The following is a 14,836-nucleotide window of genomic DNA, read 5'->3' on the forward strand; positions in this document are numbered from 1 at the left end:
CTCAGCCCTCGTCGGCGACGCGGACGAAATCATTGACCATGCGATCGGCCAGTCCCTGGAAGCCGATCGCCAGGGCCGGACCGAGCAGGCGCGAGCTGGGTTCGAACTCCAGGGTCAGGGTGACCTTGCACGCGTCCTCGGCCAGCGCATGGAATTCCCAGCGGCCGTGCAGCTGTTTGAACGGGCCATCGCGCAGCTGCATGTCGATGCTGTGCGGGCGCTGCAGGGTGTTTTCAGTCTGGAACCAGGTACTGAACGAGCCCAGGCCCAGGTCCAGGCGCGCCACCAGGCGGTCCTCGCCCTGCTCCAGGATCTGGGCAGCCGAGCACCAGCGGAAACGGCGCGGATAGGCCTGGACGTCGTTGACCAGGTCGAACATGCGCGCGGCCGAATGTTCGACCAGGGCGCTGCGGCGGATAGTAGGCATGAATACAGGACGTTTCGGCAATCGACCGGGCGGGCCCGAATCGGAGACAATACGGAAATGAGCAAGAACAGCGGCAAGGATAAAGCAAAGAGCGCGACGGCCAACAAAACCATCGCGTTGAACAAGCGTGCCCGCCACGAGTACCACATCGAAGAGCGCTTCGAGGCCGGCCTGGCCCTGCAGGGCTGGGAGGTGAAGTCGATCCGCGCTGGCCGCGGGAACATCATCGACGCCTACGCCTATGTGAAGCACGGCGAGATCTTCCTGATCGGCGCGCAGATCACCCCGTTGATCCAGGCCTCCACCCACGTGGTGGCCAATGACCGGCGCGAGCGCAAGCTGCTGCTGCACCGTAGCGAGATCGACAAGCTGGTCGGCAAGGTCGAGCGCGATGGCTACACGATCGTGCCCACTGCGATGTACTGGAGCAAGAACAAGATCAAGCTCGAAGTCGCGCTGGCCAAGGGCAAGCAGACCCACGACAAGCGCGATGCCGCCAAGGACCGCGACTGGGCGATCGAGAAGCAGCGTGTGATGCGTCGCGGCAACCGCGACGCATGACCGCCCCCATCGGCGCCATGGTGACTGCCAGCGCCGATGAAACGCGCACGTTGTGCGCGCGCCTGCTGGCCTTCAACCAGGCCCACGGCGGCGATTCACTCGATGAGACTCCAGTCCGCCTGGCCTGGCATGACGAGCACGGCGCGCTGCGCGGTGGTGTGCTGGCCGACGTCTGTGCCGGCTGGCTGCAGGTACATGTGCTGTGGGTGGATCCGGAACTGCGCGGGCAAGGCATCGGCCAGCGCCTGCTGGCGGAAGCAGAAGCCGCCGCGCGCCAGCTTGGCGCCCGCAACGTGATGCTGGATACCTTCGACTGGCAGGCCGAAGCTTTCTACCTGCGGCAGGGCTACACCGTCTATGGGCGGCTGCCCGATTGCCCGCCCGGGCACGAGCGGATCTACCTGCGCAAGCCATTGTCAGGTTCCTGACCGCGGCCGCGGAAACCGCCGACCGGTCACCCTGCCAGCACGCCCTGCCCGCGCATGCGCGGTGCCAGCGCTGCGTGCATCACGGCCAGGTGCATCACCACTGCCAGTTCCGGCGCATGCCGGTCATCGCCGGCGCGCCACCGCTGCGCCAGCTGGGCCGCGTCGGCCGGCAGCAGGGCCAGCAGCTGGGCGTCATCCAGCGAATCGGCCGCGCCCTGGAGCTGCCGCGCCATCTGTCGCGCCTGCCATACATGCACGCCGATGCTGAGGCTGGCCAGCGACATCAGGACCACGGCCAGCCCGTGCTCGAACCATTGCGACAGCACTTCCGGCCCCCACAGCAGGGCCGCCAACACGGCCAGGCCCGGCAGGCGCCAGCCCAGCCAATGGATGCGACCGCGCTGCGACCAGTGCACAACCACCGCACTGGCCACCAATGCCGCGGCCGCAGTCGCCGGCAGCTCGGTCAGCGCGGTGGCCGCAAGCAACACCGCCAGCACCGCCCAGACCCAGCCGGGCGGCAGGGCGCGCCGCTGGTAGTCGGCACCGACCGGCCCGATCAGCTGCCGCAGGCTGCGTTGTTGGCTTGCATCGGTCACCCACAGTCTCCGTGTCTGTCCTGGCCCGGATGGTCGCCGCCAGTGTGTCGCAAATTCGTGCCAGTGACGTTACCAATCCGCTATGCCGCTGGCTCTACAACATGTTGTGGATTGCCACGGTGACTGTTCAGCTGTTTTGGCGTAGCATTGGCAGCGTTGGGCAGGCACTGGCCGTGGCGACACGAAACAGGCCTCGTACCTTGCAGAACTTGAAGAAACCGGGGGTGCATTGGTTTCGACGGGGGTTGTGAAGTCGCCTGGCGCATGCCGAGGGGGTAGCTTTCCTCGTAAATCCAGCTGCAAAACTCTAGTTGCCAACGACGACAACTACGCTCTGGCCGCTTAAGGCCTAAGCCTCGAAACCGCTTGTGTCCATGCTCGCGGTGTAGAGTCACTATCATGGAATCGCGCTGGATGGCTGCCTGTCAGTCCGGCACTAGAACACAACAGGCTGGTTCCCGGATGCGCTTTGCGCACCGTGCTGTTCGGGGACGAGATCCAACGGTGAGCTAAGCATGTAGTGCTGGGGATGGAGTGCCTTCGGACGGCGGTTCAATTCCGCCCACCTCCACCAACGAACGGTTCGTCAAGGACCGGAGAAGCCCGGAAACCCCCGCATCACAAGGGTTTCCGGGCTTTTTTATTGTCCGCAGCAGACCGGGGCAATCCGTTTCAATCCATGAGACGGTGGGGGTATATCAAGGGGTATCCGACCGCACCCACTGAAGCGATACCCCCAATGCCTCTGACCGACGCAGCCATCAGGCGCGCCAAGCCCAGCGACAAACCGCAGAAGATCACCGACGGTGGCGGCCTGTACCTCTATCTCACCCCGACCGGTGCGCGCAGCTGGCGCTGGAAGTACCGCATCGCCGGCAAGGAGAAGCTGCTTTCGATCGGCCTGTACCCGGATGTCTCCTTGGCGCGCGCGCGCGAGGCCCGCGACGAAGCCCGCCGGCTGCTGGCCCGAGGCGTCGACCCAGGCGCGCAGAAGAAGGCTGCTGCCCTCGCCCAATCCGCCCTGGGCTCGGACAGCTTCGAGACCATCGCCAATGAGTGGCTGGCCGCGCGCCCCTGGGTGCCCAGCTATGCGGAGAAGGTCGAAGCCTGGATGAAGAACGACGTATTCCCCTGGATCGGGTCACGCTCTGTTGCGGACCTCACCGCGCCCGACTTCCTCCGGGTGGCCCGACGCATCGAGGAACGCGGCGCAATCGAATCCGCGCATCGGATCATGCAGAACTGCGGCCAGATCATGCGCTACGCCGTGGCCACTGGCCGCGCCGAGCGAAACCCGGTTGCCGACCTGAAAGGAGCGCTCGCGCCGCCTAAGGAGGCCCACCATGCGGCGATTACTGACCCCGTGCAGCTGGGTGGCCTGCTGCGCTCCATCGAGGCATACAGCGGATCTGCCATCACACGCGCGGCGCTGCGGCTGGCGCCGCTGGTGTTCCTGCGTCCTGGCGAACTGCGGCATGCGGAATGGGAGGAGTTCGACCTCGACGCGGCCGTGTGGACCATCCCTGCCAGCAAGATGAAGATGCGTGCTGCGCACCTGGTGCCGCTGTCCAGGCAGGCGCTGCAGATCCTGGAGGACATCAAGCCGATCACCGGCCGGCACAAGTGGGTGTTCTCTGGCGCCCGCGATTCCAAACGCCCGATGTCAGAGAACGCCGTTACCGCAGCGCTGCGCAACATGGGTTACGACCGCACGATGATGACCGGCCACGGCTTCCGCGCGACGGCTCGCACCATTCTGGACGAGGTCCTGCACTTCCGCCCGGACATCATCGAGCACCAGCTTGCTCACGCGGTGAAGGATCCCAACGGCCGGGCCTACAACCGCACATCGCACCTGCAGGAGCGCGTGCGGATGATGCAGGTCTGGGCGGATTACCTCGATGGTCTGCGTGACGGCAACGTGGTGAAGCTGCGGGCAGGATGAGGCCTAAACGCCCCGCCGCATCTGCTGCAGCCCTGCCCTCACCCACGCCTTGGTGCGGACGTCCCTCGCTCGGGGTTTCGTCTCTGCCGGCGGCTTGCGCGGTTCAAGCGCCGCCTTGATCCGCTCGACCTCCTTCGCCCCAGCCTCGGTCAGACGCCGGGCCTGTTGCTGCTGCTCGCGGGTCGGCGGCAGCCCGGGCAGCGGCGGCTCGGGCTGGATCGGGGTGCTGTCGGTCAGCCGGGCGACTGCCTGGCGCAGTGGCAGATCGGGATAGAGCCTGGCCGCACACCAGCGCTCGGCGTACCGCTTCGCCTGCCGGACGTTGGCCGCGCGCACTTCCTTCACCTGCCACATCTTCTGGCCTTCCATCCATAGCCGGACCCCAGGACCGCCGTCGGGTGTAACGCTGGCCGTCTCGCGGCCGTTGTACCAAAGCGCCCAGCGCTCGCCGGTCTGGACCCAGCCAGAGGGGATCGGGGCGGTGCGGAAGCCTTGGTAGCCGTTCGAGGGACGCATGGATGGAAGGATACGCCCTGGCGTCGCAAGGGCTGCGACATGATCGCCGCCGTCCGGATGGCACGAGCTGGGGCACCCACGTTAAGGCTGGTGACGACCATGATTTCATCTATGTCGTTGTTTTGTATATTTTTTATGATGGCTAAAAGTTGGTTGAAATTTGGGCATCAAATGGTGCAGCCAGAAAAGAGATGTGCAATACTCCCCTTCACCCCGCCCGTCCGGCTACCCAATGCAAACTGCCCCGCTCTTCCTTAGCGTCCCCCAGAGGGACTCTTTGCAGTTCGGAAAAGGCGACTATTTCGAACCTAAGAAGGTTGCCGAGTTCATGCACTTGGACCGCAATGCGGTCTCCAAAATTGCCTCGGTTTCATCCGCTTCTGTTCGGTGGGATGAAAACGCTCCCAAAGCTGTGAGGGAGCGCCTGGAGGAAATCGGAGCAATCGCGAATATGGTCGCGGACATCTTCGAAGGAGATGCGGCCAAGACTGCTCTCTGGTTTCGAACCAAGAACCCTCTTCTAGGGGATATTGCGCCTAGGGATATGGTCCGCCTAGGTAGACATGACCGTTTGCGTCGATTTATCGTTACTGCCATCCAAGAGGATCAGGTTAGGTAGCGCATGCCAAGGAGGCCTCAGCAGCCCGTTCCTCTACACGGCATTCCCAACGACTTCCCCGCGAATATTCACGTCCTCGACAGATTCACCGAATCTGATCTGGAGGTGTGGAAGAAGCGATCTCGTGAACTAGACGCTCTTCACGATGAGCTATATCACGGGCTGGAGCCAGAGAGGACCAGGAGACGCGATCAGCTAATCGAAGCGCTGAACTCGCGACCGGCGCCTCCTTTTGACTTCACAAACTGGGTGCGAATGGTGCAGTACCGCTATTCGCATGACCCTCTCTCTGCTGCAGGCAGCGTGCGTTCGGTGGGAGGACGATTCAGCATCGGGAATGACTGCGACGAATCTGGCGCTGCAGCTGTGTTCCCTGCCCTCTACATAGGGGATTCGCACGAGACTGCTTTCCGAGAATGCTATCAAATGGCCTCGGATAAAATGCAAGCCACTGGCCTAACCCCAGCAGAAATGAGCCTTCGACGAAGCGATGCCTCGGTGCGAATAAACGGGCACATTGAGCGGGTGTTCGACGTTAGAAGTCTTGACAACCTAAAGCCGGTTGCAAAAGTCCTCGCAAAATTCACAGTCCCGCGCGAGCTGGCAACTCTTGCAAGGTCGCTCAAGTTGGGTAAGCCAGATGAGCTACTGATTCGTACGCCATCACGCCTTCAGTCCAACCTACAGGACGTGAACTGGCGGGCTTGGCCAGCACAGTTCGGCCTGCCCTCTCCAAGCCAGCGATTTGGCTTGCTCCTCAAGTGGGCTGGATATGAGGGTGTGTTGTACCGATCCAGTAAGCAGCCTGGTTCCAGCTGTATCGCGGTGTTTCCCAGCAATCTGTGCAGCGACAGGACTTATGTTGAGCTCGCTGATGACCATCCGCCGAACGTGACTCAATCAAGGCTCGACCTCAGCACTGCGGACTCCCTTTGTGGGTGGGAACACGTCCGTCAAGCTGATCGGGCTCCATAGCGCGCCGTACCGGCGCGGCGCTGCTCACGCGCCCCCGGGTTGAGCTGCCTGCGGCCCCGGATCCGGCACGGTCAGGATGCCCGCCTTGGCCGACTGGCACCATCGGGCAACCTCGCCCTGTCGGGTCGGGGTGTCCCTACACGCCCCGGGCACGGCCGGCCGGGCTACCCTCCGGCCATGTGCGGCCGATTCGTCCAGCTCCCCGTTGTCGACTTCGGCCAGCCGGGGCTGGCTGACCTTGCCCCCGGCCTGGCCGAGATCCAGCCCAGCTACAACCTCGCGCCCACGCAACGCGCATCGGTAATCCTAGACCGGGGCGAAGGCCGGCAGGTCACCCGGTTGGCGTGGGGCCTGCTGCCGTTCTGGGCCAAGGCCAAGGGCCTGCAAGGCTCGACCATCAACGCCCGGATCGAGACGGTGGCCACCAAGCCAGCCTTCCGGTCGGCCTTCAAGAAGCGCCGCTGCGTGATCCCCATGGCCGGCTACTACGAGTGGTCGGTCAGCCCCGAGGACGGAAAGAAGGACCCGTGGTTCATCCACGCCACCGGGCCGCTGCTGGCCGCCGGCCTGTGGGAGGACACCAGCCCGCTGCTGCCCGACGGCAACTTGGGCACCTTCACCATCATCACCGGCGACAGCAGCGGCGTCTCGGCCGACATCCACGACCGCATGCCGGTGTGGCTGCAGGTCGGCCAGATCGATGAGTGGATGGCCGCCAGCCCCGACGATGCCATGGCGATGCTGCTGGCAAGCTCGCCTCCATCCATGGAGGCGTACAGGGTCAGTCGCGCCGTCAACACGCCACGCAACAATCGCGAAGACTTGCTCCACCAGGTTGCGTGATGCCTAGAGCAAACTGGCCTGGCTGTCGTCCCAGCTCTTAATGATCAGCTCCCCGAACTTCTTTCCTCTCCCCTGCCCTCCGCCAATGGTGTAGTCCAACTGAAGCGGCACCAGGTCGAAGCCGGCGAAGACCTCGCGGATCTCAGGATGGTCGTTGATCGAGACCACGAACCGGCCAGCCGAGGTGCGCATCAGCTCGGCCATCGCCTCGTACTCAGCAAACGGGAACTCAACGCCATAGCCCTCGGTTTCCCAGTAGGGCGGATCAAGGTAGAACAGTGTTCCCGGGCGATCGTAGCGCCGCACGCACTCCTGCCATGGCAGGCACTCGATTACGGTGTTTGCCAGGCGAAGATGCACCGCGCTCAGTTCCTCTTCAATGCGCAGAAGGTTCAATCGCGGCCCACCAGCCGTCACCACACCGAACGATTGCCCCTGCACCTTGCCGCCGAATGCCAGCTTTTGCAGGTAGTAGAACCGCGCTGCGCGCTGGATGTCGGTCAGCGTCTCCGGGCGCTCCATCTGTGCCCACTCGAACATCTGTCGCGAGACCAGGGACCAGCGGAACATGCGCACGAACTCATCCAGGTGGTGGCGCACGCAGCGGTACAGGGACACCAGCTCGCCGTTGATGTCGTTGAGCACCTCCATCTGTGCTGGGTACGGCCGCATAAGCAACGACGCGGCACCGCCGGCGAATGCCTCGACGTAGCAGTCGTGGGTCGGGAAGTGCGGATAGAGGTGCTTCAGGAGGCGGCGCTTGCCGCCCGGCCAGGAAATGATTGGCTTTGGCATGGTTTCTCAGTATTTGCGATAGGGGAAGCCGACAATCCCGCCGCTCTCGCGAGGGCGACGGGGCTGCGGCCAATGCCAGGTGCTGAGATCACCTGTGTTGCGGCGCCGCCCGAATGCTTGCCGGCATCCGGGCGGCGCCCTGTCTTACTAGACGGTTACTTCGATGAGGGGCAAATTGGGGGCGGCCTCAACTAGGCGCCCAGCCCGAACCCACACGTTGTAGGGGATGGGCAGCTGGAGCTGACCAAACGCCCGCATCTGCACTCCGTCATAAGTGGTCAGCGTGCTGGTTCCGTCACTGTTGTGGGCGGTGACTGTCGCCAGCAATCGGGGGCTACTGGTCACCAGCTCGCCGAATTGATCCCACAGGTCAGTCCGCATCGGTGTAGTGCCTCTCGATAGTGGCGGTCTGTTCAATCACAACGGCCTGCTGGTCGATCACAACATCGATGCGCAAGGACTCGCATTGGCCGTGCCATGTGCCCTCAGCGGCGACGACCTCCACCAGATCCAAAGGCATGATGGCCCCCACTTCCCCCGCCTTCAGTGGCTTCGGAAAGAGGGGAACGGTCAAGTCCACGGCTGCCTGCTCACCGCGATCGCTCAGAACGTTGCGTCCTCGCTCAGCGCCTGCTGCAGCTACGCTGATCAGCGGGCTGCTCACTTGCTGAGCGTAGAGCTGCCCTGCCTCGCCAGCTTTACGCACCTTGCAGGTGACTCCTTTCCCAGAAATCTCGCCGGTCACCACGACGGCGTCATACAGTGGCGCGCTCCGCATCTGCAAGCTCTCAGTCAGCACGGTGTCTTCTTGCACAACATGGGCTGGCTGAGTGTCGCGCCAGAGCCATGGGCTGACTGGGTAGCTCGCGCGGACGTGAAGTGTGAGCTCTTGCGGATGAGATTGAACAACCGCCCCGCTCGCCTCGGCCAGTGCACTGATCGCATCGAGGGGCGTGCTGGCGTCATAGAACCAAGCACCAGCGGGCACCGTCCAATCAACCGTCTCGTACTGGCTGGTGAATCCGGTATCGGCCAGTTCTTCGGCCACCAGCTGGGCCATGCTCCTGTCCTCGTTGGCGACCTTGACCCTTGCCGGCGCGTACGGCGCCGCAAGCAGCGCTGTCCGCGACCTGCCGCTGAGCCGGACTCCCCCATCGGCAAACTCTCGCTGCTTCTGGAAGCTCTCGATGATGCCAGTCCACACATGTCCATTGAGAGAAACCTCAAACTGGCGCGGGCCACCCGCCGTGGGCTTCAGCAGCGACAGTTGCGTTGGGTCGGCCAGCTCAACGTCGAAGGTCCACCCCCAGGCGCTCCTGCTCGCACTGAGCGAGATCCTCGACACCTCGATGGGCGTCCGATCAGGGAGCCGTACAAACGAAACTTCATTGATCACGACATACGTCCTGCGTTGCGGTCGCACCACGTAGCACGCGGTGGTTCCAAGGTTGAGGGGCGCAAGACCCGGGACGCCCACCACCGAGCAACCCAAGTTCAGCGAAACGGAATGACCTGGCGGAACGCCGGGCTCTGGATCTGGATCGGGGTCAGGCTTTACCGGAGGGCGGATGACCCAAGGCAACGGCCTCGCAGAGCCCCAAGGCAAGCGACCAGGACGCCTGGTCACGCCGAGGTGCTTCCAGCTGTCGGACCAGCTATCGCTTGCCGTGCTGGGTGCTCCCTGCCACGGCAGCCCCCGCTTCGCGTGGACAGGCAAGCCTCGCATCCACGCGATACGAGCCGTGATCCCGGCAACGTCGAGCCTGCCTCGCCAACCAGCCAGCAGGAATCGCGACGCCTGCGGCAACCCACCCCACGGCAACCCAACGCTCTCGCCAACGAGAGCAGCGTTCCGCCAACGAAACCCCGCCTCGCCAGCAATGCGGGGGGCGACGCCCCACGCAACTGACGTGGAACCGTCCACCCGTGACGCGCCCTCCCATGGCACTAAGCGCGAACAACGGAGCGAACTCGACGTGCCCCAGCCAACCTTGGTGGAACACCTCGCCCGACCAGCATCTCTCCAAGCGATCGAGACGGCGAGCGACAGGCCCCGCACTACGGGCTCAACAGGATTCTCATCCCAGTCGACACCGAGATTCAGTGGCGTGAACCCACCCGCACCACTGAATCGCGGGCCAAGGTTCAGCCGAACGAATGCACCGCCCCCTGGCATCACGGCTCCATCTTTGCTGGCACCACCCAGTCTTGGATGGCTGAATTGACCCTCCCAGCCACATCCGTACCGATTACGCGGTACTTCACTGTCCGGTCGATTCCCTGAAGCCGCCATACACCGTCTGGACCGCTCAGCACTGATGCCAAGTACTGGAAGGTCACGGCGTCCTGCATCGCATAAACCTGGATGTACACGCGACTCGGCACATTCATGATCTTCGCCCGGCCGTCGTCCTCGCCCTCCGGCGCGTTTCCGCCGAGGAAGCCGTCGCCGCCTCGGGGACCCCAACTGCGATAGAAGGTTCCATGAATCATCGCCAGGGCGCATCCAGGCGGAACAGCACTTGGCCGTTGCGATCGGCGACATCGGGCTCTACAACGTTGTAGTTCACAGCCAGCCACTGGCCGAGCCCGATTCCTTCGATGAAGGGCACTACGCTGCCCTCTGCGTGCGGCCGGGCATGCAGCGGCACCAGAATTCCCGGCAAGTGACCACGCAAGGCGAACGGCGCTTCACGCACTGCTGCGCGCATGTAGTTGTATCCCCCGTGGGCACGGTCTGGGCCCACAGGGTATACCCCGGAGCCATATGAACGCCTGTTCTGCCCACCTGCAGGCGGATCGATCCCAGTAGTGGCGACCCGACCTGGAGCATTCTGCCCGCCGCTGTAGCTGCGCACCACAAATCCACCGGGAACGTACGAATTGTCGCGACTGGACACTCCTTCGACCGCGACTCCTAAAGGCGATGCAAAGAACAACGAGCAGACGTCGGCGTTCCAAGCCGGGGTGTAGAACGTCAGATCGTTCGAACCGAACATCACGAAGGGGAAAACATCGCCCGATACTGTCGTGTCAATGTCGCCGTAGTAATAGGGGCCAAGGCCGTTGCCAAAGTTGCTCCACGCCGTAAAAAGGTAGAAACCAATCTCCGTCGCTATGGCAATCCAGCTCCGAGCGTCGGCGGTTGTTGTCGGCGCCTTCGCAATGAATGAGCCACGGGCCTGTAGCGCAGCGCTGGGGGTTTGATCCGCGCCGGTGTCAATGTCGGACATCGAACTGTAGGCAAACAATTGAGCCAGACAACCCGTGTTCAACGTTGCAGCCGATGCATCGTCGCGCACTCGCAAATAGGTGCCAGAGCCCGTCGTAGCACTGTTTCGGAACACCTGCACAGAAGAACTGGCGTAGGGGCGAGTCCAGCCTGCGCCAGGCTTCGCGGATGCTCCATCCCCATACCCTGTCACCAGGATCGCGTTGAGCACGGCAAGCAATGAGCCGGCCTGGCCGTTAAGGATAGGCGCTCCCGGATCAGTGCTGCGGTAGACGATTGGTACCAACGTCACTGGGCACCTCCAGCGACGTTGCCCACGACCATAAGCCGGGTGGAGTCGGTTGCGCCTGCCGGCGTACCAGGTAGCGTGGTCCGCGCCATCCACACCGGTGCCAAGCCGCCCACGGTATTGAATCGCACGACATTGTTCACCGACCAACCACCACCCCAACCAGCAGCCCGCATGCTGAAGTACGCCTTGTTGGTGCGAGGGTTGATGGGCGCAAGGTCCGTTGTGGTACTCCCAGTGGCGATCACGCCCACCGTCTCCCCCATGACTTCAAAATTCGTCGAACTGGTGAACCGAACAGCCCACCTTTCCGTTATGGCGTCGCTGTTGGTCACGTCGAGAGGGAAGTCCGTGTCGTTGTAGGTGCCAGGCGCCGGGCTGCCAATCGGAATGTTGCTCCAGGCTCCGGTCCACGCGGCCTGATCGAACAGGCTCTCGACCCGCGCCTGCAGGTCCAGTGATCCATTCGCCTCGCCAAGCCGCAGCGCCGTACTGATGAGGGATTCGCCAGCTGGGTAGTCGTGGGTCAAGCCGGTGTTGATTTCAATTTCTCCTGTGATCTGCGGCTGGACCACCAAACGCCGGTCCTCGACCCGCTCGCTCACTACGATTGGCAGCGTGTATGCGGAAAGGTTGAGCGGATCGCTGAAGGTCAAGCTCCCTGCATCAAGGTCAGCGGTGTACCAGGCGCTATCCACGGGCTTCCCAGCCGCGTCCCTGACTTCCAGCCCTGCGATACGCGTCCGGCCAAAACTCAGCACCTGATTCGCCTGGGGCTCCGCAACGCTGTGCTTTGCCGTGTGGTGAATCAGGACCGTCTGCCCGGGCTTGAACGCCGGAACACGACCGTCGCTGGGAAGGCGAACAGATGAGAGGCCGATCACCACCTCAGACAGGGGGATTGACCGATAGACCACGGCTCCCATGTAGATCGAGCCAGGCAGGACCAGAGCCGGCCGCCAGACGCGGTCCCCTTCCACCAATGCGGGGTCGAACCAGGGCATTCCCTCATTGCCGGCGACGGGCACGAGCTCGCCGAACTGCACCTTGACGACACCGCTCTCCCAATCGACCGTGCCCCGCATCTGGGAGGTGGCGATATCACCATTGATATCAGCCGTCGCAGTCAGCAGCTCACCGTCGAGGCGGCTGGCCCTCAACGTGAACATACCCGGTCGCAAAGGGGAGCCCGGCGCGCGGAAGAAGATGAACGCAACGCCCGGGTCAGCGATGCGGGTCAGCAGGGAGAGGATCTGGACTTGGTTGCTTCCGCCCGGCACCCACTGCGACAGATTCACCACTCCGGACGTGTAGTCGATCGTGCCGGCGTAAACACCCGCACCAGTGGCAGGGTCGATGCTGTGATACAGGCCGCCGCTGCGGTCCACGTATGTCCGCCCACGGAAACTGAAGCGCACGCTACCAGGAACGACGCTATCACTGATGGTGGGCGTCAGCTGCAGCTGCATCGAGGGCAGCGGCAAGCTCTCCTGCGCTTGCTGCGAGGAGTCGCCCGACAACAGCCAAGCGACTGAGATGATAGTGCCAGCAGAAAACTCAGCGAGCACATCCAAGCGGCCGTACCCCACCACCTTCAGCCGACCGGACTGAAGCTCGTACTGCGGGTAGGACACCTGGCGGACCATGAACTTTCCAGCCTGCAGGCTTACCGCCCCGGTCGCATAGTTCACCGAGCCCAACACCGTGTCGGCACTGGCATCACCGACCGAGACGGCCCGCAGGTTTCCATTGCCATCGTCCCTGGCGATCGCGCGCATTGGCTGCGGCGCTGACGAGATGTCGTCGCGATCGCGGCGCACGCTGATCACCCAGTCAAGGAGAACCGAGCCCGGCCGCACAGGCCCTTGCGGCAGCACAAAGGAGACGATCCCGGAGCCGTCCGGCACCGGCTGTGGCGCCGCATTGAGCTGCTGGCCCCAGTCATATGTGACCGCGACCTGGCTATCAGCGTCCGGCAGGGTCGCCGGCCGCAGCGTTACCTCACCTGTGGCATACGCGATCGAGCCGCGTAGCTGTCCCCCGACAAGCAGACCACCGACGCCGTTATCGGTCACCTCGACATCAGCCCCTCCGACGCGAAGCTTCATGTGGACACTACCGGGGACTGCGGTCCCCTCGCCCAACGTGAAGTGCAGCGCGGGCGGCAAAATGGCCGTATCGCCCGTACGAGGCTCTGCAACAACTGCAGTGCCCCACGCGCCAATGATGCTGCTCTTCAGGTCCGGCAAAGCGCCTGCCGTCAGAACGACCGAGCCGGTCATGTAGTTGATCGTGCCACCGCCCTGACCAGGCTTGCCGACCAGCTGCCCCTTTCCGTTGTCGCTCAGCCTCACCCAACGCCCCAGAGCCCGATAGTCGACAGTGACCGTCCCAGGCGCCGGCAGAGGCGTCAGCTGCATCAACCAGACCATTCCCTGGTTGTTTTGGGTCACCGTGATCTCGTCGGTGTAGCCCTGCACAGAGATTGAGCCGGCAGGAGTGGCGGAGATGCTCAGGCTGGTCAATCCGACGCCCGTAGCGTGGGAAATCGTTATCACCCCGGATTGGTAGTCGACGCTTCCGCTCCAGGGAGTCACCGCCGCCGATTCCAGGGCACCGCTGCCGTCATCTACCAGCTCGACGCTTCCAGCCATGACTTTGACGCTACCCACTGCCACACCGGTGCCCAAGTAGCGGTTGACCGCCACGCCGGCATTGAAGCTCGCGGAGAACGTTTGGCTCAAGCTGCCGGCTGGCCCCGACTGCACATGGCTGATGGTGCCCATGCCAGCCAGAACGTCGCTCACCGGCGTCTCCGCCGTGGAGGTGGGGACAATCGGAACGTACGGCGTGTCGACCACCACAGAGAGGTCGCCAGGCTTGGCAGCCGCAGAGAGGCGCTTGACGCTGTGGTAGCTCGTCGCGTCAACCACATTTGTCTCATACACGCGGGTGGCCGGCTTTGTCGCGCTGTAGCGCACGACCTCCTGTCCGAAGAAGTTTCGCAGCAGCGGGTTGATCAACTCGATCACGAGAACATCGCGCTCGAATGCGCCTTGATCGTCCGTGAAGGTGCGAGTGGTCCTGGAGAGAACGGTCTTCACGCGAACGTACTGCTCCGCCTCATCATGCCCGGAGCCGGCGAGGGTCAACAGGCTGAAGTTGTCATTGATGTCGGGGCTGGGCGCATCTGACGTGGTATAGACCAGCATCGTCATCTGACCGCTGAAATGGTTGCCCATAAGGATGAACCTGGACTCGGTGCCGCGCGTGATGTAGCTCTCGACGCGGTTCTTGGCATCCAGCCGAACATCGCTGTACGACCCGGTCGCGAACATGCTTACGGTCACACGAGGGTCGCTCGGCGGGTCGATCAGCACGCCGATCGCATCCTTCAGCACGTCCGGCGCAGCCGTATCCAGATGCACGAACAGCTTGCGCAGAGTCGTTCGCCCCGTTGTGCGTTCTTCATCGCCAATATCGGGGAAAAGATTGTTCATGGCGCCGTCGATGATCTCGGCTTGCACCATCCGGCCACCACCGTCGGGGTTGTCGGTGAGTCGCTGCGACTGGCGCAGCTTGATATCGATAGCAGAGATCGTCATGT

13 protein-coding genes and 1 other RNA gene are annotated in these 14,836 nt (G+C 63.3%); 6 read left to right on the forward strand and 8 right to left on the reverse strand.

The features are described 5' to 3' along the window. Window position 1: 1 nt before the first annotated feature. Window positions 2–427, reverse strand: a complete 426-nt coding sequence (locus tag AC5QAB_RS13665) for a type II toxin-antitoxin system RatA family toxin (RefSeq protein ID WP_032959119.1) — start codon at window positions 425–427, stop codon at window positions 2–4. Window positions 428–484: 57 nt separating this feature from the next. Between AC5QAB_RS13665 and smpB the strand changes: the two genes are divergently transcribed. Together smpB and AC5QAB_RS13675 are read left to right on the forward strand one after the other, a co-directional pair. Continuing rightward, the gene (gene smpB / locus AC5QAB_RS13670) at window positions 485–988 is read left to right on the forward strand and encodes an SsrA-binding protein SmpB (protein ID WP_005409231.1); all 504 of its coding nucleotides are present in this window, start codon (window positions 485–487) and stop codon (window positions 986–988) included. Further along, window positions 985–1,416 (forward strand): GNAT family N-acetyltransferase, encoded by a 432-nt coding sequence (locus tag AC5QAB_RS13675; RefSeq protein WP_014646804.1) that lies wholly within the window; start codon window positions 985–987, stop codon window positions 1,414–1,416. The genes smpB and AC5QAB_RS13675 overlap by 4 nt, the downstream gene beginning before the upstream one ends. A 26-nt stretch (window positions 1,417–1,442) precedes the next feature. On the opposite strand, the gene AC5QAB_RS13680 is transcribed toward AC5QAB_RS13675, so the two are convergent. After that, window positions 1,443–2,015, reverse strand: coding sequence for a hypothetical protein (locus AC5QAB_RS13680; protein ID WP_014646803.1), 573 nt, complete (start codon window positions 2,013–2,015; stop codon window positions 1,443–1,445). Between the two features lie 220 nt (window positions 2,016–2,235). Between AC5QAB_RS13680 and ssrA the strand changes: the two genes are divergently transcribed. Both ssrA and AC5QAB_RS13690 read left to right on the forward strand, forming a co-directional pair. Continuing rightward, window positions 2,236–2,589, forward strand: a transfer-messenger RNA (tmRNA) gene (gene ssrA / locus AC5QAB_RS13685). Between the two features lie 165 nt (window positions 2,590–2,754). Next, window positions 2,755–3,960, forward strand: a complete 1,206-nt coding sequence (locus AC5QAB_RS13690) for a tyrosine-type recombinase/integrase (protein WP_235646664.1) — start codon at window positions 2,755–2,757, stop codon at window positions 3,958–3,960. Window positions 3,961–3,963: 3 nt separating this feature from the next. On the opposite strand, the gene AC5QAB_RS13695 is transcribed toward AC5QAB_RS13690, so the two are convergent. Next, window positions 3,964–4,476 carry a hypothetical protein gene (locus AC5QAB_RS13695; RefSeq protein WP_015994715.1) on the reverse strand — a complete coding sequence of 171 codons (513 nt, stop codon included), beginning with the start codon at window positions 4,474–4,476 and terminating at the stop codon, window positions 3,964–3,966. 874 nt (window positions 4,477–5,350) lie between these two features. Between AC5QAB_RS13695 and AC5QAB_RS13700 the strand changes: the two genes are divergently transcribed. Then, window positions 5,351–6,070 carry an RES family NAD+ phosphorylase gene (locus AC5QAB_RS13700; protein ID WP_478429575.1) on the forward strand — a complete coding sequence of 240 codons (720 nt, stop codon included), beginning with the start codon at window positions 5,351–5,353 and terminating at the stop codon, window positions 6,068–6,070. A gap of 177 nt (window positions 6,071–6,247) precedes the next feature. Further along, window positions 6,248–6,913 carry an SOS response-associated peptidase gene (locus AC5QAB_RS13705; RefSeq protein WP_015994712.1) on the forward strand — a complete coding sequence of 222 codons (666 nt, stop codon included), beginning with the start codon at window positions 6,248–6,250 and terminating at the stop codon, window positions 6,911–6,913. 3 nt (window positions 6,914–6,916) lie between these two features. Here AC5QAB_RS13705 and AC5QAB_RS13710 read toward each other — a convergent pair whose 3' ends face one another. The 5 genes from AC5QAB_RS13710 to AC5QAB_RS13730 all read right to left on the reverse strand — a co-directional run bounded on the left by AC5QAB_RS13710 (window position 6,917) and on the right by AC5QAB_RS13730 (window position 14,834). Further along, window positions 6,917–7,708 (reverse strand): DNA adenine methylase, encoded by a 792-nt coding sequence (locus tag AC5QAB_RS13710; RefSeq protein ID WP_015994711.1) that lies wholly within the window; start codon window positions 7,706–7,708, stop codon window positions 6,917–6,919. Window positions 7,709–8,078: 370 nt separating this feature from the next. Then, a complete protein-coding gene (locus tag AC5QAB_RS13715; protein WP_495233451.1) occupies window positions 8,079–9,104 on the reverse strand; it encodes a hypothetical protein in 1,026 nt (341 codons plus the stop codon). 779 nt (window positions 9,105–9,883) lie between these two features. Next, a complete protein-coding gene (locus AC5QAB_RS13720; protein WP_164072009.1) occupies window positions 9,884–10,201 on the reverse strand; it encodes a hypothetical protein in 318 nt (105 codons plus the stop codon). Beyond that, a complete protein-coding gene (locus AC5QAB_RS13725; RefSeq protein ID WP_015994708.1) occupies window positions 10,198–11,232 on the reverse strand; it encodes a hypothetical protein in 1,035 nt (344 codons plus the stop codon). The genes AC5QAB_RS13720 and AC5QAB_RS13725 overlap by 4 nt, the downstream gene beginning before the upstream one ends. Then, window positions 11,229–14,834, reverse strand: coding sequence for a hypothetical protein (locus tag AC5QAB_RS13730; RefSeq protein WP_251467522.1), 3,606 nt, complete (start codon window positions 14,832–14,834; stop codon window positions 11,229–11,231). Before AC5QAB_RS13730 ends, AC5QAB_RS13725 begins: the two co-directional genes overlap by 4 nt. Window positions 14,835–14,836 lie beyond the last annotated feature (2 nt).

The sequence above is a fragment of the Stenotrophomonas sp. YJH_SMC_127 genome (assembly GCF_059372445.1).